This window comes from Proteiniphilum sp. (assembly GCF_034927365.1).
GTDB lineage: Bacteria > Bacteroidota > Bacteroidia > Bacteroidales > Dysgonomonadaceae > Proteiniphilum.
This window is the reverse complement of the sequence record NZ_JAYFQD010000001.1, coordinates 68,974-93,201: the sequence shown is the minus strand read 5'-3', so window position 1 is coordinate 93,201 and position 24,228 is coordinate 68,974. Positions and strand designations below refer to the sequence as shown.

Genomic DNA, 24,228 nt, shown 5'->3' with positions numbered 1-24,228 from the left:
AGAAGGAATGAAAAAGCAAATTTTAATACTGGACGATAAAATTGCCATTGCTAAAATCATTTCCGTCTATTTATCCAATGATTTTGATATCACCTATTTCGATACGCCGGTTAAAGGTATAGAATGGTTATATGAGGGGAATACGCCTGATTTGATCATCCTGGATATCCGTATGCCGGAGATGAATGGGGATGAATTTCTTTCCTACATCAAGAAAAATGGTTTATTTAAAGATATACCGGTCATCATTCTCTCCGGGGAAGAAAGCAGCGCCACCCGGATACGGATGTTGGAAGAAGGGGCGGACGACTATATTCTGAAACCATTTAATCCGATGGAGCTAAAGATCAGGATCAGAAAAGTACTAAAGTGAACCCTACTGTTATTTATATAGGGAAAAATGAAGAATTGACGGTCTACTTTTCCTGTGAAGTGGAAAAGGTGCTTTCGGAAATTCCTTTTGTCTTTAAAAATTATAAACAGGCAGTACATTGGCTGATCTCCCATCCTAAGGAAAGATCCACGATTATTTTTTTTGAACGGGACAGGTTGGATATGGATATTGAAAATATACGATATTTTCGAAAAAATTTCCCGTATGCATATATTTTGCTGGTAACCGAAGAATTAGATCCGGAAGAACGGTTGCAATATATCCGTAGCGGAGTGATCGATACATGCCCGCCCACGGTTCAATCTGAAGCACTACGCCAGTTCTTTCATTTTATCAGCAAATACCAGCCGGATCTGCAGAGAAAAAAAGAAGGACAAGAAAAAACGCCTGTAGCCTCTTATAAAATACCGGTGACAAAAAGAATTTTTGATGTGGTTGTGTCTTTTTTTGCGCTGATTATCCTTTTGCCATTACTGATTATCATCTCTGCAGCTATCTGGATAGAGAATAAAGGCCCGGTGTTATATAGATCAAAGAGGGTCGGCAGTAATTACCATATCTTTGATTTCTGGAAATTCAGGTCAATGTATACTGATGCTGATAAAAGACTGAAAGAGATGGAAAAGTTTAACCAGTATGGAGTAGAATCACCTGAAACGGAGCAGTCTGGGCACATCTTTGAAATACCGGATAGCAACTTTATAGGACAGTCAGATCAGACCTTTTTAGTTGATGATGATGTTATCATACCGGAGAAAGAGTATATTTCCAAAAACAGGCAGAAAAAGGGGAATGCCTTTATTAAAATTGAGAAGGATCCGAGAATTACCAAAGTCGGCCATTTTATTCGCAAATATAGTTTGGATGAATTACCGCAATTATTGAACGTGCTCAAAGGTGATATGTCCATTGTAGGCAATCGCCCCTTGCCTTTGTATGAAGCTGAATTGTTGACGCAGGACCAAAGCATAGAACGGTTTATCGCTCCGGCAGGATTGACCGGATTGTGGCAGGTAGAGAAAAGGGGTAGTTCGGGAAAACTCTCTGCCGAAGAACGCAAACAACTGGATATTTATTATGCACAACACTATTCGGTATGGTTGGATATTAAGATAATATTCCGTACATTTACAGCGTTTATTCAGAAGGAAGATGTTTAATAACACAAGCAATAACACGCGATGAACAAGCTCTCCGGATATCTCTTTTGGTTGTGGATTTTTCTTCCCGCCTTTTCCGGAATGGCACAGGCAGGGATTGAGTCGTTAAGCCCCAATGACTATTTAAATTTACGGTTACCTTCATTGGAGGTCTTATTTGAAAATGCCAAAAACAGTGCTGCAGTGGATCTGTATAAGGTAAAGATGGAAGAAGAAGCCAGTGCCTTGAAAACCGAAAGAAGAAGCTGGTTGAAGTATTTTAAATTTAATTCTTCTTATCAATGGGGTGTAATGGGCATTAACTCCGCTTTTTCCGATACCGACACACCCCTGTTCTATCAATATTCCGGCGCCAGGCAAAACTGGTACAATATCGGTGCATCACTGAGTATCCCTTTCGATGATTTTTTTGACCGGAAAAACCGGATCACGCGCCAGCAACTGAAGACTAAAGCTACACAGGTAGAGATGGAAAAATGGCATGACGAACAGAAACTCAGGATTATCGAAATGTACACCAAAGCCGTGAAAGAGTTATCCGTGTTAAAGTTAAAAGCGGAATCACTCTCTTTTGCCAATACCCAATTCGAATTGGCGCAACAGGATTTCCTGAACGGAAATATACGGGCCGGAGAATTGAGTCAAATCAAAAGTATCCAAACAGATGCCCTAGAAACGTATGAAAATACGCGGGCAGAATTAAATAAGGCTTTATTACAACTGGAAATTTTGTCTAAAACGAAAATTCTCAACCGATAGGTCCTATGGAATTTTTACACTATATCTTTCGTTTTTTGTACCGGATACGGTGGTGGCTGATCATTGCCCCTTTATTGGTTACATTGGCGGTTATTCTCCGGACACGCGATATGGAACGTTCTTATCCGGTGGATATGACCATTTATACTGGTATCGTATCGGGATATGCCATGGAAACGGGAGAGACCAACGTGCAGAGTTCCACAGTTGTCAATAATACGATCGATAACATTATTAATATTATCCTTTCCAAGGAAACTCTGCGTGAAGTTTGCCTGCATTTATACGCCCGTCACATGATTTATGGGAACCCGGATGAAGACAATGAATATATCCGGGCAGCCAATTACCGGCATTTGCAACGGATCACCCCCCCGGATGTAAAAGAGTTGATAGATACAACATCGGAAGAGAAAACCGTAGAAAATTTAAAGGGATATGAAAAAGCATCTCCTGAAAATTTCGTATATGGCTTATTCAATTGGAATCACCCGCACTATTGCTATGCAGCCTTAAGTAAGATCAAAGTTGTTCGTTTGGGCAACAGCGATATGCTCCAGGTTTTTTATGCGGCCAACGATCCGGGGGTGGCCTATCAGACCCTGCTTTTATTGAATAAACTCTACACAAGAGAATACAAAACCCTGCAATTTGGGTCTACTAGTAATGCCATCCGTTATTTTGAAGAGGAACTGGAACGGGTAGGGAAAGAATTAAGGGAGAATGAAGATTCCCTGACAAATTATAATATCCGGAACCGGATCATTAACTATGATGAACAGACCAAGCAGGTTGCGGCTCTGGATAGGGAATACGATGTACGGTACCAGGATATCCTGCTGAACTATAATAGCGCCAATGCTGCTATTCGTCATCTGGAAACACAATTGGATGAGAATGTACAACATCTTAAAGGGAATGCCGAATTTTTAACAAAATTGAACCGGGTATCCGACCTGAATACTAAAGTGGCGGAGATAGAAGCTTTTTATACCGATTCCACCTCTTCCGTTTATATCCAACAACAGTTGAATAGCTATAAGCAACAACTGGGACAGGCGGAAAAAGAGTTGATAGATTTCTCTCAAAGTTTCAGTAACCGAAAATATACCCGTGAAGGGTACCCGACCTCTAATTTTGTAACCCAATGGTTAGAGGAATTGTTGAAGCTGGAGAAAGCCAAAGCGGAAATCCAAGTGATAGAAACCCATAAACAGGAGTTGGACAAGCAATACTCCCATTTTTCACCCATCGGTTCCACCATCAAGAGGCAGGAAAGAAATATCGATTTTATCGAACGAAATTATTTATCTATTCTAGGTAGTTTAAATGCTGCCCGACTCAGGCTTAAAAGTCTGGAAATGAACTCTGCTTCACTGAAGTTGATCAACCCACCTGTTTTTCCGTTAAACGCGGAACCGTCCAAAAGGAAAAAACTGGTAATGGTCGCTTATGCCGGAAGCCTGATCTTCCTGCTTGGGTTCTTTTTATTGGTCGATCTGTTGGACCGAACCCTTAGGGACCGGATCCGGACGGAATACCTTACAGGGGGAAAAGTACTGGGGGCCTTGCCGGGAAAAGGGAAACTGCGGCAACGAATATATACGAAAACGTATCGGGAAAAAGCCGGTCAATATATGGCCAATGCATTGCAGGACTATTTCAAACCCGGAGTTTTTTGCCCTGTTGTGAATATTGTCAGCACGGAAGCCGGCACGGGTAAAAGTTTCCTGATCGACTTGCTGAATGACTATTGGGGTAGTCAGGGAATTGGGGTTCAATCTATCCGTTACGGAAGGGATTTTGATCCTGCCTCGCCAGATTTTCTGTTTGCCGGAAGTATCAGCAAACTGACCGGACAGGAGTTAGAAGCAGGACGTACTATTATTCTCGTAGAACATGCACCGATAGGCGTTTATTCCATTCCAAAAGCCTTGTTACAGGAAGCGTCCGTTAATCTAATGGTCGTCCGGGCCGATCGGGGATGGAAAGACAATGACAAGCAGTTATTCGCCCGTTTGCAGGAACAATCAGGCACAACACCGGTACTTATCTGCCTCAATCAGGCAGAAAAAGAAGTAGTGGAAAGTTTTACCGGTATGTTGCCCCCTTATACTTATTGGCAACGTCTTTTTTACCGTTATACGCAATTCGGTTTTACGGCATCCGGTAAATCATAGTGTATGGGAGTCCGGCCTGACATATCGGCTTTCTGGGGAAAACCCTTGTTGTATACCCTGATCGGATTTTCTCTTTGGGTATTGTCGGTGCTTGTCCTGAAGACAGGGTTGGTACCGGCAATGGTTTTAGCAATCATTCCTCTGGCTGTTTACTTGCTGATCCGACTGTTGGAACGGCCGATACTTGCTTTTTTCGTCGTAATTGGGATCAATTATTTCATTATGGGTTCAATCCGTTATATCCCCGGACTCTCGGCCGGAATTATAATGGACGGATTGTTACTACTTACGTTTATTTTTTCCCTGTTCCGCGGCCGGGAAAGGGCTATTGACTGGACAGGTGTACGCAATCTATTGACCTTGTTAAGTGGAATATGGCTGATATACTGTATCCTTCTGGTTTTCAACCCAGTCACCACACTGGCCCATTGGGCTGCCGGCGTACGGGGGCTGGCCGTTTATCTCTTTATCTTCCCTTTGTTGACCGCTGTTTTATTAAACCGGTATAAATACCTGAAAACCTTTTTATTTATATGGTCGGTTTTAACGTTATTGGCTGTATTCAAAGCATTGATACAGAAATATATCGGATTTGATCCGGCCGAAAAATACTGGCTGTATGTAACAGGAGGTAGCAGTACCCATATTATCTCTTCTGGTATCCGTTATTTCTCTTTTTTTACCGATGCGGCCAGTTTCGGATGTGGTATGGGGATGTCTATGGTGGTTTTTTCCATTACGGCACTGTATATCCGTTCAAAATCGCTTCGATTTTACTTTATAGCCGTAGCTTTGCTGGCCGGGTACGGCATGATGATTTCCGGTACCCGCGCCGCTATCGCTGTTCCTTTTGTCGGCTATGCTTTTTTTGTTCTACTGTCCAAACAATGGAAAATCATTATTCCCGGTATTGTCGTGATCGCATGTGCTTTTGTATTTTTTAAATATACCTATATTGGCCATGGGAATACCGAGATCCGCCGGATGCGATCGGCTTTTAATGTTACGCAGGACGCTTCTTTTCAGGTACGTCAGGCCAATCAGGCAAAGATGCGTGTCTTTATGAAAGACCAACCTTTCGGTATAGGTATCGGGAAAGCCAAACGGGTCGAGCCGGGCGATTATATGTATCAATTGCCGACCGACACTTCGTTGGTCTATGTCTGGGTAGAAACCGGAATGGTAGGTTTGACGCTTTTTTTACTTATTTTTTTGATTACTTTTGTCAAAGGTATATATGAAGTTTGGTTTCAAATACACAATAAGCAATTAAGGGGAATCCTGTGTGCTTTACTGGCTGGCTTGGCCGGTATGCTGGCTTGTGCTTACGGCAATGAAATGTTGCAACAGTTCCCTAACGGGCCGATTGTGTATATATGTATGGCGTTTATTTTTATGGGGCGGAAACTTGATAAAGCAATCAGTGATGAAGAGATCAGTTGAGGTATCCATTATTACGGTTAATTACAACGGAATCAAAGATACGGCGAAAATGATTGAATCTGTCCAATCCAATCTTTCCATTCCTTATGAGATCATTGTTGTAGATAATGGGTCTGAAAGAGATGAATCCTTATTGCTACAGAAAGAATATCCCTTTATCAAGACGATCCGCTCTGAAAAGAACCTGGGATTTGCAGGAGGGAATAATTTAGGTATCCGGCAAGCCGTCGGAAACTATCTTTTCTTATTGAACAACGATACCATTATAAAAGACAATTCCCTTCATTACCTGATAGAAACCCTCCAAATGGATCCTAAGATTGGCGGTGCCTCACCTAAGATACTCTTTAATGATGCTCACGGCTATATCCAGTTTGCCGGATACACCCCTCTTAGTGAAATTACCATCCGCAACCAAACAATAGGATTTGACGAGCCGGACAACGGACAATACGATACCCTTTCCCGCACCCTTTATTTACACGGAGCGGCTATGCTCGTTAAAAGAGAGGTAATTGAAAAAGTCGGACTAATGCCGGAATGTTATTTTTTGTATTATGAAGAATTGGATTGGAGTACGCAAATCACGAAAGCCGGTTATGAACTGGTTTATGAACCGCGAGCCTGCATCTATCATAATGAAAGCAGCAGTACGGGCAAAGAGAGTCCGCTTAAAATCTATTATCTGACCCGTAACCGGTTATTGTATACCCAAAGAAACAGAACCGGAAAAAATCGTATATTATCTATTGCTTATCAGGTGCTGATTGCATATCCCAAAGATGTACTCAAATTTGTAATTAGATTAAAGATCTCTTTAGCAAAAGCTTGCATAAAAGGGTGTATAGATTTTTTCAGGATACAGAATGTAAAACCGAATTAACATGAAAGAAAGTATTATTATTCTGGACTGGGTTCTATTTACGTATACAGCTTTGTCTGTTGTTTATCTTTGTTTTTTTGCATTCTTGTCTTTACTCAAACGGTCAGAACCCTATCCGCAATCAGATAAAAAAAACCGTATTTTAGTATTATTTCCAGCCTATAAAGAAGATAAAGTGATAGAATCTTCCGTTCAATCAATTCTTACACAAGATTACCCTCAGGAATATTTTCATATAATGGTTATTTCCGATCAGATGCAAGATACTACTATCAGACGGCTTTCGGAACTTCCAATCCAGATATTACCTATCGTCAATGAACGCGAAACCAAAGCCAATGCACTTCAATTAGCAGTACACGATATTGATAATAACGCTTATGAAATTGTCGTTATTTTAGATGCCGACAATACGGTAGAGCCCGATTTCCTATGCCGGATAAACGATACTTATCAATCCGGTATTTATGCGATGCAGGTACAGCGGATTGCCAAAAATCCACAAACAGATACCGCTTTATTAGACGCGGCCAGTGAAGGCATGAATAATTCCTTTTTCCGGAAAGGGCAAACACGGATCGGATTATCGGCGGCGCTCAGCGGTTCCGGCATGGCTTTTGACTTTAGCTGGTTTAAAGGCCATATTCCTGAAGTTTCATCTGCCGGTGAAGATAAAGAATTGGAGGTTTTATTATTGAAAGAAGGAGTGTATATTGAATATTTAGAAGATGTAGTTGTCTATGACGAAAAAATAGTTGATCCTGAGAGTTTTTCCCGTCAACGCCGGCGTTGGCTGGCTGCTCAATACGGTACGTTGAAGCAGGCCATTAAAGAACTACCCGGTGCAATTATTACACGAAACTGGGATTATTGCAATAAACTCTTTCAATGGATGATGCTGCCCCGTGTCTTGTTATTAGGAACTATTAGCTTTTTAGCTTTTGTTTTTACCCTCTTTCGTTGGCAATGGTCTTTGAAATGGTGGGGGCTTTTATTTTGTTTAGTGGTAGCGTTCAGTATGGCGCTTCCTGACGAATTATTTGATAAACGCTTAAAAAAGGCATTGAGGAAAATCCCCTTGTTATTTTTTCTCATGTTTGTAAACCTGTTCAGGTTGAAAGGAGTCAACCGGAAATTTATTCATACCCGCCACGGAGATTAAAGAAAAAATAATATGGCAAAACTTACTGAAAGGATCAGGCAAACACCCCGGTTGAAAAAGTTTGTGTTACATTTAATGATGCATCCGGTAAAGACCCGTCCACGGTGTTGGTTACGTTGTTTACGGTTCCTGTATATGAAAAAAGGAAAAAAATCCGTTATTTACCGGAGCGTCAGAAAAGATATTGTTCCGTTCAATACTTTTGCGATGGGCAACTATTCCGTAATAGAAGATTATGCAATTATCAATAATGCTGTGGGGGATATCGTGATTGGAAGCCATACTCGGATCGGTTTGGGAAATACGGTTATCGGTCCGATAACGATCGGGGATAAAGTCAATCTGGCGCAAAATGTGATTATATCGGGATTAAATCATCACTTTGAGAATATAGATAAAGCAATCTCAGAGCAGGGAGTGAGTACGAAACCGATTGTTATTGAAGACGATGTGTGGATAGGGGCTAACAGTGTTGTATTGGCGGGAATCCGGATCGGAAAGCATGTTGTGATCGGTGCAGGGAGTGTCATTACAAAAGATGTTCCTTCCTATAGTGTTGCATTGGGAAATCCGGCAAGAATTGTAAAGCAATATGATGTTGAGAAAAAACAATGGATCAAAGTAAGCCAATAAACAAACCCAAAGTCAGCGTTATTATTCCGGTTTATAATACGGAAGCTTACGTGGAGGAAGCCATACGGTCTGTTATGAACCAAACGTTAAGGGATATTGAAATCATCATTATCGACGACGGATCGACTGATCACAGTTTATCCGTTATAAAAAAACTGGCGCGTGAAGATGATCGGATACAATATTTCTCACAAATCAACCAAGGCCAATCAGTAGCCCGGAATGCAGGAATAAAGAAAGCCACCGGAGAATACATCTATTTTATGGATAGTGATGATTTTTTAGAAGAAAATGCTTTTGAATCATGTTATAGTAGATGTACTTCTGAAAATTTGGATTTTGTGTTTTTTGATGCTGTGAATTTTGGGGAAATAAATAAGTTAATACTTGAATATAACAGAAAGAATCAGCTTGATACTAAAGTATATACAGGTATTGAAATATTAAATCTTTTATTGGATATTCGGGGTTATCGTGTTCCACCTTGGCTCCATTTTATTAATTTATCTTTTTTGCAGGAAAAAAATATATTCTTTGACCCAAATTTAAAAAAATACGAAGATCAAATTTTCAGTGTTAAACTTTATCTTTCAGCTCATAGGGTGGCATATATTCCCGCCTCACTATTCCATAGAAGATTACGCCACGCCTCCCTTATGACTAATTTATATTCCCTTCATAACGTTAAAACTTATTTTAAGGTCACTGATGAATTAGTAAAGTTAGGCAAAAATAAAAGTAAAAAAGAACTACGAACTATAGACCGAGTAATAAAAGAAATGTTAAATGCATCTATTTATATGGCTAACAAGCTAATTTTTAGAGAAAGATTGATTATTGGAACAAGAGCATTTAAAAATTATCGGCGTTATATTTCTCCAAAAACTTGGATTGTCTTATTTTTTCCTTTATCAATTAAAATCAAATCTTCTCTGACAAAATAAATATTCTTAATTTATCGCAATGAAAATAGCCGTACTTACTTCTGGAATATTACCCATTCCTGCATTTGAAGGAGGAGCAGTGGAAAATTTAATTGATTCCTATTTGGAGTTCAATGAAAAAGAAAAATTACATGAAATAACTGTTTTTAGTGTTATTAACAAAAAAATACCAGAAAGGTTTTTTTTTAAAAAGTATACTTGTACGCATTATCATTATGTTAAAACCGATAATTATTGGTATAGAATAAAGAGGAAAGCATTTGGTTTTTTACACAAAAAAACGTTTTATTATCACTTCCATATAGAATATTTTCTTCATAAAGTTCTTGAGTTAATAAAAAAACAAGAGTATGATATTATCATATTGGAGAATCGACCAGGTTATGCTGAAAAGGTAGCAAAAACTTCTCCAAAGAGCCGAATTGTTTTGCATTTACACAATGATCTTTTAGGCCCGGATACTCCTAATGCCTCCCATATAAAATCATTCATATCTTCTACTATAGCCGTGTCCGATTATATCAAAAACCGAATAGATGCTGTATTCCCCTTCAAACCTTCCTACACGTGCCATAATGGTATTGACTTGGAAATATTTCAATCTGAGATTTCCAAAATAGAGATTCGAAGAAAACTTAAATTAAGAATGGATGATTTTGTGGTTGTATTTTCAGGACGTTTAATTCCAGAAAAAGGTGTGAAAGAATTATTAAAAGCAATGCAATTTCTCAAAGATTCAAGGATCAAATTATTGATAATCGGAGGTAATTTTTTTGGGAATGATACTGTGCAAACAGATTTTATAAAAGAATTGCAAGACCTTGCTAAAGTATATATAGATCGAATAATCTTTACCGGATACAGACCTTATAATGAAATTCCAGATTTGTTAAGATGTGCAGATGTCGGTATAATTCCATCGTTATGGGAGGATCCTTGTCCCTTGAGCTGTATTGAAGCGTTAGCTGCTGGATTACCTTTAATTGTAACTCGTTCAGGAGGAATACCGGAACTTATAAATGACGAATGCGCCATTGTATTAGATAAAACATCAAATCTATCTCAACAATTGGCAAAAGCCATTGATTATTTATTTCATTCCGTTCGAGAAAGAGAATATATGTCATTAAAATCTCTGGAACGATCGAAATCCTATAGTAAAGAAATATTTGCAAGTTCTTTTTTTAAGTTATTGTCTATTTGATTTTACCAATCAGCAATTTCTTTTCCATTTGCAAAATGGAAATAATCGATGATTGGAGAAAAATCCTCAATGGAAAAGGATTGGTCAACAGTTTCTAAAAAGCAAAGAGGCTTTTCGCCTATAAAAGAAGCCCAACGGGAATAAGTACTAAATGGGCCAATTATATAGTCGCACATTGATAGGGTATATAAATCTAATATTTCGGCTGAAGGCTGATTCCTTTCAAATCGATAACACGATAATCCCGGAAATTCATTTATTTCGAACCATTCATTTGAACTTATAAAAAAAGAAACTTTCTGATGAGGAAATAATTTTTCAATTCTTTCCATAAAATCTGCGTATTGATATAATTCATAAAAGAAATGTCCATTGTTCCAAATTTTATAATCTCCTCTTCGAACATGCACACCTACTATTATATCAGCCGTTTCACGTATCTTATCAATAAATTCTGAAGCTTTTTCCGTAATTTCTTTTTTAGGTGTAAAAATATGGATAATCTCTTTTTTTGCGGCTGCAAGATATCTTGTATCTCTTCGGGTATGCCATCCTTTGAAGAAACCCAAAGTATAGTATATTTTGTCCATCAATTCACTGTGAGTGGCTTTCCATGTTAAACCCTTAAATTTATTCCATCCGTTGCCTCTATCCAAATACCATTTCTGATATAGAGGAAAATAGATAAAAGGACAATGTAAAAAATAAGGAAAATCTTCTATTGTATAATCATAGAATAAAATCATCATCTTTTTCTTTTTCACGACACATTCTGCAACGGTCGCTACATAAGACCATAAACGATTACACGTTTGCCCCGGGGCATCACATATTACTTTCATTATTTATCTGTCCGATTTAATATATTTGGAAAAAAATGGTAACCTTACCATAAAATATTTCATACCTGATGTTATTTTATACAACAAGAAAAAGTAAATAATCAGTAACGGGATCATCACTGCAATTGCATAAATCAGCAACTTAAAAAAACTATCAACATAAATGTCTATTATAAAATACTTTACAGGAATGATAAGAAACATGCATCCTCCAAAAATTACATAATATGGGAACATTCCTTTCCAATAACTCGTGAAAGGTTGTTTTATTCCGAATTTAAATAAATAATATGGTTTCCAAAGTAAAGCAATACCTATAACACTTACAATTTTTCCTATAAGAATGCCGGTTATACCATAAAAATACCCGGCAATGAATGTTACCAAAATATTTATAATTACTTCTGTCCATGAAGCCCATACATCCGAATAAAGGCCATATGCATGTATATACATCTGAACAACACCTCTTGAAAGCATAATAAAAATATGAATGAGTAATAAGTATAAAATAGTATCACTCAAAAGAAATTCTTTACCTAACCAACAAGCAATGAAGGGTTGCATAAACAAAAAGAGACTAAATATAACTATTCCTACAATTATGAACCTTAAAGCTGTAAGTTCCCAAAAAACCTTTATTGTATTCGATAATTTATTTTCTGCCACAAGATTTCCTACTCCAGCTCCCATTCCATCAGACATTACATTAACCAAATAGATCAACTTGTTAATGATTATCATATAATTTCCGTAATAAGCAACCATTTTGAGAGAAACAAAAGCAAAGATCAAAATTTCATCATTTTTAATCAGAATAAAATCCTTTATTTTCTGAATGAAAATTTGTTTTGTTTTTATCAACATATCTGGATATTTTTTAAGTAGAATCTTTCCATCTTTTACCTTTGTCAACAACCATGGATAATTTTTTTGTATTCTTTGATTGAGGATAAGGTAACTGAAAAAACTAAATACAAATTCAACTGCAACCCAGATATAAAGATTTTTATAATAATATGCCAATAGTATTTGTAATCCGGTTTTTAAGATATTTGCAGTTTGTAGATAACCTGTTACTATATAATTCTTTTGATCGGCTGTTAATAGAACTTGTCGGTAATTAATAAAATAACCGACGACTGATGATGCAAGAAATGAATAAAATGCAAAATATACAATACCTAAGTACATTTCCGTATGACGGAATATCAATGGGAAAAAAAAGCTAACAGAGATTCCTATAACCAATATGAATGATCCTATTCTTTTATACATGTATCCCAATACTGAAATGATTTCATTGATCTCTTTATGATCATTTCTCTCAATGGGCTTATAAAGAAAAAAACAAACGCAAGAACCTATACCTAATTCGGCTAGATTTAAGAAATTAAGAATACTATTCAATGTTCCTGTTAAACCAATAAAGTCTACTCCTAAATTATCCAGGAATACCTTTCTTGAAAAAAAAGTTAAGATTAAGGATATTATATAGAATAACATCCCTATCTTTACATTCTTAAGACTTTTATAGGCTCTTGAGGGCATTTTTGTTTTTTGACAAAGATAATTCTTAAGCATGATTTCACAATTAAAAATCCAATTTCTATTTTTTGAAATCGGTACATTAGTAAACATTTAAGATAATTATTCGATTTGCAATAATTTCAAACACAGATAAATTAAAAAAGTTTATATTTAATAGTTTATTATAGCGCTCTTTTACATACCTTTGTGATGGATAGAATCAATTATCACAAATGAAATACGACAAAGTCCGAAAAACTCCGAGTCAGTTACTGTCTTTAACCGGGTTTACCTCGGAAGAGTTTGAAGTCTTCGTTCCCCCCTTTGAACATCACTGGAACGAGTACTACAGCCGCTTCACTCTGAAGGGCAATCCCAGGTAGAGGATATCGTACAACCCGAAAAGCAGTCAATAGCCCCTTGTCAGGGATAAGCTGCTGTTCATCCTGTCTTACTTGAAGAATAACCCTCTACAGGAGTATCACGGGGCCACCTACGGGATGACCCAGCCCCAGTGTAATGAATGGGTACACCGTTTGTCCGAGATACTGCTCAAGTCCCTTAAAACCCTACAGGAATTACCCTGTGGCAGGATACGGGTTCCAGGGGTATACCCCTGAAAACGTGACCGTGAAGATGCCTGTGAAGAAACCCAAAGGCAAGGAGTTGACTGACGACCAGAAAGAGGGAAACAGGAAAATATCGAGTTTCCGGATTCTCGTGGAACATGCCATCGGAGGAATAAAGAAATGTCGTATTGTCAAAGATCGATTCAGGTGTCGCAAGTTTGGTTTTGACGATCTGGTCATGCTCATTGCTCGCGGACTCCATAATTTTAGAGTGACTATATCGCTCTGTTTAAATCATATATAATTTTATTCAATATAATGTTTAATTATGGCTATATCTTTTACCAACTTAGAATCAGATTTAATTGACTAATATATATCTTTGTCTCTACAAAATGAAACCTTTGCAATGAAAGTATTATATATATCATTTAATGGATTTTATGAATACAATGGCATTAGTAAGAAAAAATTAGCTCAGATTAAAGGATTAAAAGAATCTGGTTGTAATGTCGTTAATTGTTATTATTCCGTTGATCCGACTGATGGGCAGCGCCTATGGATGATAAATGACAATGTGTTGATAAGTTTAGGGACAGGAATTCGGGCTAAAATAAAAAAAAGAATTAATTATGTTCCCATTCTGGCTTATATAGAAGAGAAACAGATCTCTTTCGTCTATATGAGATCCGAACATAACGCCAATCCGTTCTTAATTCATTTTGTAAGGCAGTTAAGGAATAAAGGTGTAAAAGTAGTGATGGAAATCCCCACCTACCCTTATGATCAAGAATATATCACATTCGAAAGTAAGTGCTCACTGTTTATTGATAAATTATTCAGAAAAAGTTTGGCAAAACAACTGAATGCGATTGTTACGTTTTCGGATCAAGTTGAAATATTCAGACAACGTACCATTCGTATTTCTAACGGAATAGATTTTTCGTCTATTAAATTAAAACAAAATAACCATAAACAATCGGAATTACATTTGATCGGGGTTGCGGAAATACACTATTGGCATGGGTTTGACAGGGTCGTTGCTGGAATGAGGGATTATTACAAAAGCAAAGCAGACGATTATAAAGTATTTTTTCATATTATAGGAGAGTTTAGCGGGGAAAGGGAAAGAATTGAAATACTTCCTTTGATTACGGAAAATCAATTGGAAAATTATGTAATTTTACACGGGCGATTGTTTGGAACAGCCTTAGATGAAATATTCGACCATGCAGATATTGGGATTGGCAGTTTAGCCCGGCATCGCAGTAATATCACTTATATCAAAACGCTCAAAAATAGAGAGTACGCCGCCCGGGGAATACCGTTTATCTATTCTGAAATAGACGAGGATTTTGAAGAAATGCCTTATATAATGAAAGTTCCTGCGGATGAAAGTCCAATTAATATTGAACCCTTAATTGAATTCTACCGGGAGAACAGATGGAATCCGATTGAAATTAGAGAATCCGTTGCACATTTATCATGGAAAAATCAGATGCAAAAAATTTTAGACACAATTATATAAGAAAGAGAAGAAGGATGAAATATTCAATGAAAATAATTGCAGATAAGGTAAGATACAATTTAACAGTAGAATTCTATAATATACTTTACTTACTTTTGAGAAAGAAGCAACAGATTATTCCGATTGTTCTCTCCATAGAAAAAAGTATTGAAAAAATAATTGCAGACCAGTGTTCTGTCAGCCGATTTGGTGATGGAGAGATGCTTTTGATAGGTAAGAAATCCATTCGGTTCCAGCAACAATCGGAATTGCTTTCTTGCCGGTTAATCGAAGTTATACAGAGTCGAAACGATAAACATTTAGTTTGCATTTCAGACTCGTTCCAGGGATTAGAAAGATATACCCGAAGAGCAAGACGATTTTGGAGGACACATTTTTATTTATATGGAAATCTTTGGGATACTTACTTAATTCCGGGGCGTAGTTACTATAATACGTTTATTACCAGACCTTATATGGATTTTAAGTCGAAAGCGTTAAGTCCTCGCTGGTTTAATCTACTAAAAAGAATCTGGGATCAACGTTCAATTATTTTTATTGAAGGGGAAAAAAGTCGTTTAGGGGTTGGAAATGATTTATTCGACAATGCGTCATCTATCCAGCGTATTCTTTGTCCTCCGGTAAATGCATTCGATAAGTATGGTGCTATTTTAGAAAAAGCATTGGAACAGGATAAAAACGTATTATTCCTTATTGCTTTGGGTCCCACGGCTACGGTTTTAGCTTATGATTTATATCGGGCCGGCTATCAGGCCATCGATATTGGGCACGTAGATATTGAATACGAATGGTTAAGGATGGGAGCCATGCACAAAGTAAGTGTTCCCTCTAAATATGTCAATGAGGCCTTGACCGGAAAGGAAATTGCTTTAGCAACGGAAGAGGATTATCATCGCCAAATTATTTGTTCTGTATGAAAATCGTTTATTATTTACCTTCGCTTTATATTTCCGGAGGGTTGGAACGGGTAATTACGGAAAAAGCCAATTATTTTGCCGATATATTGGGCTATGATGTAACCATTTTAACGTCTGAGCAGCAAGGAAAAAACATTTATTATCCGCTATCATCCAAAGTTCGTCATTATGATTTGAATGTTATTTTCGATACAGGAAAATATCATTCATCAATATTAAAATTAATCATTTATCCTTTTAAATATTACTTGTTCAAATCCCGCTTCTCTAACTTCCTAAATAGATCCAGACCGGATATTACAATTTCTACGTTGAGGAGGGAAATTAATTTTATTAACTCGTTACAAGACGGAAGTATCAAAATTGGTGAACTCCATGTAACCCGAAATGCTTATTATTCAATTTCTGGTGAATCGTACAGACGATTTAAGAGAATCAATTCATATCTCCAACATCATTTTTCCAAAAAGTTGAAATTGTTTTCTAAAATAGTTTTATTAACCAAAGAAGAGCAGGAAAAATGGCCCGAATTAAATAATACAATTATTATTCACAATCCTTCCACGTTGATAAGTAAAGAATCCGCACCACTGGAAAATAAAAGAGTAATTGCCGGAGGACGTTATACTTATCATAAGGGTTTTGATCTTTTGGTGGATACGTGGAAAATAGTTTCAGGCAAATATCCCGATTGGTCTTTACATATTTACGGGGAAGGAGATCGGACTGAGTTAGAGAATAGAATTCAAACACTTGGCCTTTCTGATTCCTGTTTCCTGGAAGGAAAGACAACGGATATTAAGCAAAAGTATTTAGAGAGTTCCATTTTTGTATTAAGCTCCCGGTATGAAGGATTCGGGATGGTATTGATTGAAGCGATGACTTGCGGAGTGCCGCCGGTATCTTTTGCCTGCCCGTGTGGTCCCAAAGATATTATTACTGATGGACAGGACGGATTACTCGTTGAGAATGGAAATATTGAAATGCTCGCTGAAAAAATTTGTTACCTGATCAGGAACGAAGATATTCGAAAACAATTGGGCGATAATGCCCGGGAAAATGTCAAAAGATTTAGAATAGAAAAAATCATGTCTGAATGGAAGGATTTATTCGAAGAATTGTCACAAAAGAAAAATTTATTAATTGAATAAACAAAACCAAAAGATCAAAGAATAATTTCTAACCTGATCAGAGAAAAATAAGGTTTGAATAAACGGAAGATAAATGCTTTATAAATAAAATAAACTATTTTTGCATATATTATCTTAGTAATTAAAATATTAAACTCATGTGTTTCACAATTAATCCTTATAAAACTATTCTTGTAGGTTTACTGATTATTTTTACTTCCTGCATAGATAAAGATGTATACCAGGAAAATACCGAGAATAATCAGGGTACGGAATATGTAAGATACCTGTATCCGTATGAAAACGAAGCGCAAAATGTGATGGCGGAAATCATGTTGGAAACGGATAACGGGATCGATACGGATATCATGGAAGCTGAAATCCCGGTTCTTAAATACAACAAATCGTGGTTATTTATGCTCACGCAGGATGATTGTAAACATGCGGCTTACAGTACAACATGGGCCGCGATCAACGGAAAACCGCTTTCTTATAATTATTATTACAGTGCGGAACAATTGGCAGCAGGAGATCTGCCTCCCGATGTTCTTTATTTCAAAAAGACCCTCGGGAGTACCGACGGAACAGGGAAAGAGGTTCGTTTTGCTTTTACGACAACATTGGCCCCTGAATGGGAATGGATGGATGCAAAAACAGATGTGAATAAAGGATTTACAAAAAACTATGCCCGCTTTTATATGAAATCCGGATTAACCTGGAACAATATGTATGAAATGTTGGCGTATGGTACGGGAATTGCATTCCATGATGTAAATACAGAGGCCGTTAATCAGGAAGATTCCATTATTAAACACTACACCTTATCCCAACAGATCATATTAAATAAATTATCGGGAAGAGGGTGTAAAACCCTGGCAGAGCCCAGTGGAAACAAAACCTACGTTACCGCCGCTTTCAATTATGCCCCGATCGTGATCATGACTGCACAAAATACCGCAGCCACCGGCCCACAGGTTGTCCCTTTATACCCTTTCAACGTACAAACAGACCTGCACAAGGGTTTACTGGAAAGGACTTTCTATGACTCTTCATACGACATTGTCAGTAAAATAGAATCCGAATTGAGAAAGTCCAAAGAAGAGAGGCAAGCCGTTCATGTAGGTATACATGGAACAGGTGTTACTTTTGCCGAATTTCTGCTTTGGTTAAACAATACGTACGGGAAAGACGGCGATGATTCCGTCTGGTTTCCGTCACTGGAAGAATACTACGAATATAATTATTACCGGGTACACGGCTCCGTAACCAAAGAGATAAACGGAAACACGATTAAATTAAAAATTTCCCTACCTTCGCAACAGTATTTTTACTATCCCTCCGTCACGGTGAACCTGTCCGGAATAAAAAAGGAACAAATTAAACAGATAACTTCAGATAACAAAGTGACGGGATTATCCTATACAGATTATGAAGACGGGGTGATGCTGAATATCGATTGCCGTAAATATCTGGTGGAACATGCGACTCATTTCGTTGAAAAATATGAATCTGATTTTTCTGTATTCAGTAGAAACGATGCATCCTATTTTGTAGACATGCTAAAAGATTCGGAAATAAAATCAAATCTTCAGGAAAGGCTCAGAAGATAAAGCAATAACGAATTATGCCTTGGTACACCAAATACTTGTCGGTTTTTGAAAAACCCTTTTCTTCTGTCTCTCCGGAAACGATTGAAAAGGTGAGGGAAAAATTGCAACGATTGAACAGTGAACAGCCGTTGGCTTCCGTGGTGGTAGTTGCCCATAATGAAGAGACACGTCTGATGAGTTGCCTGTGGTCGCTGAGTGAAAATATTTGCCGGTATCCAATCGAAATTATTGGAGTGAATAATAATTCTGTTGATCGGACGGGAGACGTTTTCGATGCAACAGGTATTCCTATGTACTTTGAGGAGAAAAAGAGTTGTGGGTATGCCCGTCGCTGCGGATTAAACCATGCCCGTGGGAAATATTATGTCTGTATTGATTCGGATACAATGTACCCACCTCGTTATATTGAAACCATGATCAACGGATTGGAAAAACCGGGAGTGGTAGCAGTATCTTCTTTTTGGAGTTTTATTCCGGACGCTAATCATTCCAAATGGGGGCTGAAGATGTATGAACTCCTGAGAGATCTATACATACGCGCTATTTATCTGAATCGTCCGGAACGGGGAGTGCGGGGAATGGTATTCGCTTATGTAGCAGAATACGGTAGGAAAGTAGGTTACCGTGTAGAACTTATCCGGGGGGAAGATGGTTCGATGGCTTTAGGCCTCAAAAAATATGGAAAAATAAAATTAATAACATCGCGGAAAGCACGCGCTGTAACTGCGAGTAATACGTTGGATGCAGATGGTTCATTGTTCGATAGTTTTAAAGTGAGAATTACACGAGCGTTGAAGAATTTTAATTTCTTTTTTACCAGACAAACTAAACCTCCTAAAGATGAAGAATCGAACTTGATAAAATAGGATTAAAAAATAATTATAAGATGAGCGCGGCTATTTCTTTCCTCTTTTTCTTTTGTTTGTTCCTGGTATTCTATACCTATATCGGGTATGGGATAATCCTTTGGATTGCCGTAAAGGTGAAAGAGAGATTTATGCCCCCTAAAAAGCCGGAATTGCTGGAGATCTTGCCGGAAGTGACGCTTTTTATCTCGGCATATAACGAGGCGAAGGTGATAGATGCAAAAATGGAAAACTGCTTATTAATCGATTATCCTGAAGATAAACTGAAAATATACTGGGTAACGGATGGGTCTTCCGATAAGACCAATGAAGTCCTGGCGGGATACCCGGACGTTACCGTGCTCTTCCAGCCGGAACGAAGAGGGAAAACCGCGGCTATCAACCGGGGGATGAAGTCGGTAACGACGCCTGTTGTTGTCTTTACCGACGCCAATACAATGATCAATAAAGGAGCGGTAAAAGAAATTGTAAGAGCGTTTACCGATCCCCGGACAGGATGTGTAGCCGGAGAAAAACGAATTGCCGTAAAAGAAAAAGATACCGCATCGTCGGGCGGCGAAGGGGCTTATTGGCGTTATGAATCGGCGTTGAAAGAGCTTGATTCCCGTCTCTATTCTGCCGTGGGTGCTGCCGGTGAACTTTTCGCCATTCGTACAGCCCTTTTTGAGGAGATGCCCGAAGATACCCTGCTGGACGACTTTATACTCTCTTTGCGAATAGCCAAGAAGGGTTACCGGATTGCTTACTGTAAAAATGCCTATGCGATGGAATCGGCATCACTCAATATGAAAGAGGAGGAGAAAAGGAAGGTGCGTATCGTCGCCGGGGGGATACAAGCGGTGCGACGGCTCCTCCCGTTACTGAATATCTTTCGTTATGGATGGCTTAGCTTTCAATACATCTCCCACCGGGTATTGCGGTGGACAATCACGCCCGTCGCCTTATTTTTGCTCATACCACTCAATATTGCCTTATTGTTGATGTGCGCAACGCCCATATGGCTGTACCAGCTATTCGTCGCCGGGCAAATTGTTTTCTACCTGTTGGCCTTGCTCGGATGGTATCTGGCGCACCGCAGCATTCAATCGAAACTATTATTTATCCCTTACTATTTCCTGTTCATGAACCTCAACGTGTTCAAAGGTATGGTCTATCTCAAAAATTTTAAAGGAAACGCCGCCTGGGAAAAAGCGGAAAGACAGTATTAATTGTATATGCGTAAGCCCCCGATAAAATATTCGGTTTCATTCGACATGAAATATTCAAATCTTTGCCGGCAAACCATGGAATTATAGTAAAATTATTCTTTAGTGAGTTCCACACCTAATAAGGTATTACTCATTTCATTAATGGAGCTGAAGGCATCCGGTTGACGGGAAATACCTCCTAAAATACCCGGTAATGCCCTTACCTTGGAATACTCGTTTATTTACGCTGTAATACCTGTTCCATTATATGCCCCTAAGAACTTTACAGCGGTAGCTGTCAGTATAGCATGAGATTCGGGTTGACGAGCGATAGCTTCTGCACAGGCTGAGATACAGACTCCTCGGGCATAACCGAATTTCTTGCTTATACTTTCATCAATAGGGGCTAACTCCGAAATATCTCTATATCCGGCAACATTCTCAGCAGTTTGTATCAAATCTACAGCAATTTCAGGTTGACGGGCTATACTTTCAAATAGAGTTTGGATAGACGTGATTTTATCGATCTTATAGATTTGATCGGAAACAAGATTTGGCTCTTTATAACACGATGCTAAAAGTAGAAAAATAGCACAGAAAATATTAAATATTATCTTTGTTTTTATCATGAAAATAATTGGAGTATCACATTCTTACGCCCGGCAAAGGTAATCCAAATTTTTCAAAATGTCTCGTCCTGAAATAAGGTTACACAAAAAGTAAGCTATAAGTATGATGTAACCAGAGAGGAGATTCGCCTTTATATATTACAGAAATTGCTAATGCATATATGAGCGTTATTTCAGTCTTGGTTAACTCTTATCTGGTTCTAATTTAAAAGAGCAAGATACGACCGAGATACGACTAAGGTACGACCTAAACCCCTCCAAAAGCCAGTCTTCTGCTTGTCTTGAACTACCGACAAATCCCCGGTAGTTGAAACGTCATTTAATTCGTCTTCGGCATAGATATTTTTCCTGATTATCGAGCGAATTTTAGCATAAAAAGAGCGATCTTTGCAATGAATTATTTGAAGAAGAATTACACATGGAAACAAAAGGTATTCTACTCGACGACAGCCAGGCTGGCCGTTTATTGAAAATGACTTGCGACACCTTGTTATTTCTAAAAAACGACGGAACATGTATTGATATGATCGTTAAGACGGAGAATAATCCCTATGTAAATGATCAATATACGTTGTTGGGGAAAAATATTTTCGACTATTTCCCGGAAGAAACCGTACGTGAATTGAAACCGGCCATAGAATATGTTATCCGGACAGGAGAAGTCTCCAACGCGAATTATGATCTTCCCGCCCCTGGCCAACTCTACTTCTTCAAATGCATCATCCAGAAATATGATGATGAGCACCTGTTGTGCCAGTATCGGGATATCACCAAACGGAGCCAAATGAAAAAAAGCCTGCAGATGGCGAATGAACGCCTCACGGAAACCGAACGGGCGGCTAAAATAGGCTACTGGAGTTATGATACGTCAACCAGGACTTTCGACTATTGCGGATATACCGGTATTTTGATGAAGGAAAACGAGAGATTTACCTTCACAATGGATGAATACCTGAAAAGCGTATACCCGAAAGACCGGGAAAGACTCGAAAACTTTTTCGCGAATTATGCATTGAACCAGATGCCGATTGAATATCGGATCATGAAAGATAATAAACTCTTTTATCTGAAATTAAAGATTGTCAATATATACAGTACCAAGGACGATGCGGCAATTCTCGAGGGTTATGCCCAAAATATCAACGATATCGTATCGAGATGGGACGAATTGAAAATGGTCACACAGGCTGTGGACAACTCTAACGACAGCTTTTTTGCTACCAAAATGGATGGGACACTCATCTTTGCCAATCCATTTTGCCGTAGACAGAATGGAATCCCCGAAGATGTAGATATTACAAAATATAAGGCCTATGAGGAGATGGGAAATTTTAAGGATAAAGAGATGTGGGATAATTTTATCGAGGCATTGCGGGCAAATGACGACACGCTGAAATATATCTGTAACTATCCTTATCCCAAGACCAATGTGATTAGTTCCAAATGTATCTCTTATATTATACGAAACGAATATGGCGAAGAGATCATCTGGCATATCCGCCGCGACATTTCGGAGCAATTGCGTTATGAAGCACAACTGAAAAAGGCCAAAGAAAAAGCGGAAGAATCAGACCGGCTCAAGTCGGCATTCCTTTCCAATATGAGCCATGAAATAAGGACTCCGTTGAATGCCATTGTCGGCTTTTCGGCTATTATGGCTGATATCGACAATGCAGAGGAACGGAAGAAATTTTGCAATATCATCGAGTCCAGCAATAAACGCTTGTTATCGTTGATCAACGAGGTACTCGACCTCTCTAAAATTGAATCGGGGACACTTGCATTTGATTACACACCTGTGAAAATCAATGATCTCTACCGGGAGATTTTCATGACACATCAGTTATGTGCCAAGCAAGCTTCTTTGGTACTTGAGTTGCCGGACGAAGAGGTTTGCATAAATACGGATAAAAACCGGCTGACACAAGTAATTTCAAACCTTGTCAACAATGCCGTCAAATTTACACCGAAGGGTACCATTACCATAGGTTACAGGCTTATACCCGATTTCGTTGAATTTTATGTGAAGGATACCGGTATCGGGATTTCAAAAGATAAAGTGGACATAATCTTCAACCGTTTCGTGAAAGTTGACAATTTCGCTCCGGGTACGGGTTTGGGACTATCTATCTGTAAGACGATTGTGGAACGTCTGGGAGGGAATATCTCGGTTACCTCCGAAGAGGGGGTGGGATCGCTGTTCTCGTTCAGAATACCGGTGCAACCCGATGGTCCTGAAAATGGAGGAATGCAGGATCAACCGGAGTGGGATCCGCTGCAACCATACAAAAGCAGGGAGAAGGCCACGATCCTGGTGGCTGAGGATATCGACGATAATTTCGAATTGATACGGGTGCTGATAGGTTCACAGTACCGCCTGATCCATGCCAGAAACGGCCGGCAGGCAGTCGAATTATTTGACAAATACCATCCCGACCTGATTTTGATGGATATTAAAATGCCGGAGATGAACGGCCTGGAGGCGATCAAAGCTATCCGGGGCAAGTCGCCTTCATCTCCTCCCATTATTGCTGTCAGCGCCTATGCCTATGAAGAGGATAAAAGAGAATTGCTTGACAGCGGATGCAATGATTTTGTCACCAAGCCGTTAGACAAAGATGTCCTGCTTACTTCCATCCATAAATATTTGTAACAGGG

Annotated in this window: 21 protein-coding genes and 1 pseudogene; 19 read left to right on the top strand and 3 right to left on the bottom strand. The window is 38.5% G+C overall.

The window, feature by feature from the left end; genetic code table 11:
- Positions 1–7 precede the first annotated feature (7 nt).
- From VB073_RS00345 to VB073_RS00300, 10 genes are read left to right on the top strand one after another with little or no spacing between them, the layout of a single operon-like run.
- A complete protein-coding gene (locus VB073_RS00345; protein ID WP_323402201.1) occupies positions 8–373 on the top strand; it encodes a response regulator transcription factor in 366 nt (121 codons plus the stop codon).
- Positions 370–1,554, top strand: coding sequence for a sugar transferase (locus VB073_RS00340; protein WP_323402143.1), 1,185 nt, complete (start codon positions 370–372; stop codon positions 1,552–1,554). The genes VB073_RS00345 and VB073_RS00340 overlap by 4 nt, the downstream gene beginning before the upstream one ends.
- A 21-nt stretch (positions 1,555–1,575) precedes the next feature.
- Complete coding sequence (locus VB073_RS00335) at positions 1,576–2,313, top strand: TolC family protein (RefSeq protein WP_323402142.1); 738 nt, start codon at positions 1,576–1,578, stop codon at positions 2,311–2,313.
- A gap of 5 nt (positions 2,314–2,318) precedes the next feature.
- Positions 2,319–4,493, top strand: coding sequence for a hypothetical protein (locus VB073_RS00330; RefSeq protein WP_323402141.1), 2,175 nt, complete (start codon positions 2,319–2,321; stop codon positions 4,491–4,493).
- A gap of 3 nt (positions 4,494–4,496) precedes the next feature.
- Positions 4,497–5,936: an O-antigen ligase family protein gene (locus VB073_RS00325; RefSeq protein WP_323402140.1), complete on the top strand. Its 1,440-nt coding sequence runs from the start codon at positions 4,497–4,499 to the stop codon at positions 5,934–5,936.
- Complete coding sequence (locus VB073_RS00320) at positions 5,920–6,819, top strand: glycosyltransferase family 2 protein (RefSeq protein WP_323402139.1); 900 nt, start codon at positions 5,920–5,922, stop codon at positions 6,817–6,819. The genes VB073_RS00325 and VB073_RS00320 overlap by 17 nt, the downstream gene beginning before the upstream one ends.
- A 1-nt stretch (position 6,820) precedes the next feature.
- Positions 6,821–7,981 (top strand): glycosyltransferase, encoded by a 1,161-nt coding sequence (locus VB073_RS00315; RefSeq protein ID WP_323402138.1) that lies wholly within the window; start codon positions 6,821–6,823, stop codon positions 7,979–7,981.
- A 12-nt stretch (positions 7,982–7,993) separates the two neighbouring features.
- On the top strand, positions 7,994–8,614 hold the full coding sequence (locus VB073_RS00310) for an acyltransferase (protein WP_323402137.1): 621 nt from the start codon (positions 7,994–7,996) through the stop codon (positions 8,612–8,614).
- Positions 8,593–9,558, top strand: coding sequence for a glycosyltransferase (locus VB073_RS00305; RefSeq protein ID WP_323402136.1), 966 nt, complete (start codon positions 8,593–8,595; stop codon positions 9,556–9,558). Before VB073_RS00310 ends, VB073_RS00305 begins: the two co-directional genes overlap by 22 nt.
- Before the next feature lie 19 nt (positions 9,559–9,577).
- On the top strand, positions 9,578–10,762 hold the full coding sequence (locus VB073_RS00300) for a glycosyltransferase family 4 protein (RefSeq protein WP_323402135.1): 1,185 nt from the start codon (positions 9,578–9,580) through the stop codon (positions 10,760–10,762).
- Positions 10,763–10,764: 2 nt separating this feature from the next.
- On the opposite strand, the gene VB073_RS00295 is transcribed toward VB073_RS00300, so the two are convergent.
- Both VB073_RS00295 and VB073_RS00290 read right to left on the bottom strand, forming a co-directional pair.
- Positions 10,765–11,604, bottom strand: a complete 840-nt coding sequence (locus tag VB073_RS00295) for an alpha-1,2-fucosyltransferase (RefSeq protein WP_323402134.1) — start codon at positions 11,602–11,604, stop codon at positions 10,765–10,767.
- Between the two features lie 3 nt (positions 11,605–11,607).
- Complete coding sequence (locus VB073_RS00290; protein WP_323402133.1) at positions 11,608–13,245, bottom strand: sugar transporter; 1,638 nt, start codon at positions 13,243–13,245, stop codon at positions 11,608–11,610.
- A gap of 344 nt (positions 13,246–13,589) precedes the next feature.
- Here VB073_RS00290 and VB073_RS17390 point away from each other — a divergent pair.
- The 8 genes and pseudogenes from VB073_RS17390 to VB073_RS00255 all read left to right on the top strand — a co-directional run.
- A pseudogene (locus tag VB073_RS17390) lies at positions 13,590–13,640 on the top strand (hypothetical protein); the annotation flags it as partial.
- 13 nt (positions 13,641–13,653) lie between these two features.
- Positions 13,654–14,007 (top strand): transposase family protein, encoded by a 354-nt coding sequence (locus VB073_RS00285; RefSeq protein WP_323402132.1) that lies wholly within the window; start codon positions 13,654–13,656, stop codon positions 14,005–14,007.
- A 105-nt stretch (positions 14,008–14,112) separates the two neighbouring features.
- On the top strand, positions 14,113–15,231 hold the full coding sequence (locus VB073_RS00280; protein WP_323402131.1) for a glycosyltransferase family 1 protein: 1,119 nt from the start codon (positions 14,113–14,115) through the stop codon (positions 15,229–15,231).
- A 14-nt stretch (positions 15,232–15,245) separates the two neighbouring features.
- Positions 15,246–16,148 (top strand): SP_1767 family glycosyltransferase, encoded by a 903-nt coding sequence (locus VB073_RS00275; protein WP_323402130.1) that lies wholly within the window; start codon positions 15,246–15,248, stop codon positions 16,146–16,148.
- Positions 16,145–17,299: a glycosyltransferase family 4 protein gene (locus VB073_RS00270; RefSeq protein WP_323402129.1), complete on the top strand. Its 1,155-nt coding sequence runs from the start codon at positions 16,145–16,147 to the stop codon at positions 17,297–17,299. The genes VB073_RS00275 and VB073_RS00270 overlap by 4 nt, the downstream gene beginning before the upstream one ends.
- Positions 17,300–17,436: 137 nt before the next feature.
- Positions 17,437–18,888 carry a hypothetical protein gene (locus VB073_RS00265; protein WP_323402128.1) on the top strand — a complete coding sequence of 484 codons (1,452 nt, stop codon included), beginning with the start codon at positions 17,437–17,439 and terminating at the stop codon, positions 18,886–18,888.
- A 14-nt stretch (positions 18,889–18,902) separates the two neighbouring features.
- Positions 18,903–19,754 carry a glycosyltransferase family 2 protein gene (locus VB073_RS00260; protein WP_323402127.1) on the top strand — a complete coding sequence of 284 codons (852 nt, stop codon included), beginning with the start codon at positions 18,903–18,905 and terminating at the stop codon, positions 19,752–19,754.
- A gap of 20 nt (positions 19,755–19,774) precedes the next feature.
- Complete coding sequence (locus VB073_RS00255) at positions 19,775–20,962, top strand: glycosyltransferase family 2 protein (protein WP_323402126.1); 1,188 nt, start codon at positions 19,775–19,777, stop codon at positions 20,960–20,962.
- 221 nt (positions 20,963–21,183) lie between these two features.
- Here the strand turns inward: VB073_RS00255 and VB073_RS00250 are convergent, their stop codons facing one another.
- Positions 21,184–21,570, bottom strand: coding sequence for a hypothetical protein (locus VB073_RS00250; RefSeq protein WP_323402125.1), 387 nt, complete (start codon positions 21,568–21,570; stop codon positions 21,184–21,186).
- A gap of 418 nt (positions 21,571–21,988) precedes the next feature.
- On the opposite strand from VB073_RS00250, the gene VB073_RS00245 reads away from it, so the two are divergent.
- Positions 21,989–24,223 carry an ATP-binding protein gene (locus VB073_RS00245; RefSeq protein ID WP_323402124.1) on the top strand — a complete coding sequence of 745 codons (2,235 nt, stop codon included), beginning with the start codon at positions 21,989–21,991 and terminating at the stop codon, positions 24,221–24,223.
- Positions 24,224–24,228: the final 5 nt, after the last annotated feature.

What these genes read in the sequence shown, in the direction of transcription:
- VB073_RS00345 (WP_323402201.1), top strand. Translation starts at nt 8, where the DNA reads ATGAAAAAGCAAATTTTAATACTGGACGATAAAATTGCCATTGCTAAA.
- VB073_RS00335 (WP_323402142.1), top strand. Translation starts at nt 1,576, where the DNA reads ATGAACAAGCTCTCCGGATATCTCTTTTGGTTGTGGATTTTTCTTCCC.
- VB073_RS00330 (WP_323402141.1), top strand. Translation starts at nt 2,319, where the DNA reads ATGGAATTTTTACACTATATCTTTCGTTTTTTGTACCGGATACGGTGG.
- VB073_RS00325 (WP_323402140.1), top strand. Translation starts at nt 4,497, where the DNA reads ATGGGAGTCCGGCCTGACATATCGGCTTTCTGGGGAAAACCCTTGTTG.
- VB073_RS00320 (WP_323402139.1), top strand. Translation starts at nt 5,920, where the DNA reads ATGAAGAGATCAGTTGAGGTATCCATTATTACGGTTAATTACAACGGA.
- VB073_RS00315 (WP_323402138.1), top strand. Translation starts at nt 6,821, where the DNA reads ATGAAAGAAAGTATTATTATTCTGGACTGGGTTCTATTTACGTATACA.
- VB073_RS00310 (WP_323402137.1), top strand. Translation starts at nt 7,994, where the DNA reads ATGGCAAAACTTACTGAAAGGATCAGGCAAACACCCCGGTTGAAAAAG.
- VB073_RS00305 (WP_323402136.1), top strand. Translation starts at nt 8,593, where the DNA reads ATGGATCAAAGTAAGCCAATAAACAAACCCAAAGTCAGCGTTATTATT.
- VB073_RS00300 (WP_323402135.1), top strand. Translation starts at nt 9,578, where the DNA reads ATGAAAATAGCCGTACTTACTTCTGGAATATTACCCATTCCTGCATTT.
- VB073_RS00295 (WP_323402134.1), bottom strand. Translation starts at nt 11,604, where the DNA reads ATGAAAGTAATATGTGATGCCCCGGGGCAAACGTGTAATCGTTTATGG.
- VB073_RS00290 (WP_323402133.1), bottom strand. Translation starts at nt 13,245, where the DNA reads ATGTTTACTAATGTACCGATTTCAAAAAATAGAAATTGGATTTTTAAT.
- VB073_RS00285 (WP_323402132.1), top strand. Translation starts at nt 13,654, where the DNA reads ATGAATGGGTACACCGTTTGTCCGAGATACTGCTCAAGTCCCTTAAAA.
- VB073_RS00280 (WP_323402131.1), top strand. Translation starts at nt 14,113, where the DNA reads ATGAAAGTATTATATATATCATTTAATGGATTTTATGAATACAATGGC.
- VB073_RS00275 (WP_323402130.1), top strand. Translation starts at nt 15,246, where the DNA reads ATGAAATATTCAATGAAAATAATTGCAGATAAGGTAAGATACAATTTA.
- VB073_RS00270 (WP_323402129.1), top strand. Translation starts at nt 16,145, where the DNA reads ATGAAAATCGTTTATTATTTACCTTCGCTTTATATTTCCGGAGGGTTG.
- VB073_RS00265 (WP_323402128.1), top strand. Translation starts at nt 17,437, where the DNA reads ATGTGTTTCACAATTAATCCTTATAAAACTATTCTTGTAGGTTTACTG.
- VB073_RS00260 (WP_323402127.1), top strand. Translation starts at nt 18,903, where the DNA reads ATGCCTTGGTACACCAAATACTTGTCGGTTTTTGAAAAACCCTTTTCT.
- VB073_RS00255 (WP_323402126.1), top strand. Translation starts at nt 19,775, where the DNA reads ATGAGCGCGGCTATTTCTTTCCTCTTTTTCTTTTGTTTGTTCCTGGTA.
- VB073_RS00250 (WP_323402125.1), bottom strand. Translation starts at nt 21,570, where the DNA reads ATGATAAAAACAAAGATAATATTTAATATTTTCTGTGCTATTTTTCTA.
- VB073_RS00245 (WP_323402124.1), top strand. Translation starts at nt 21,989, where the DNA reads ATGGAAACAAAAGGTATTCTACTCGACGACAGCCAGGCTGGCCGTTTA.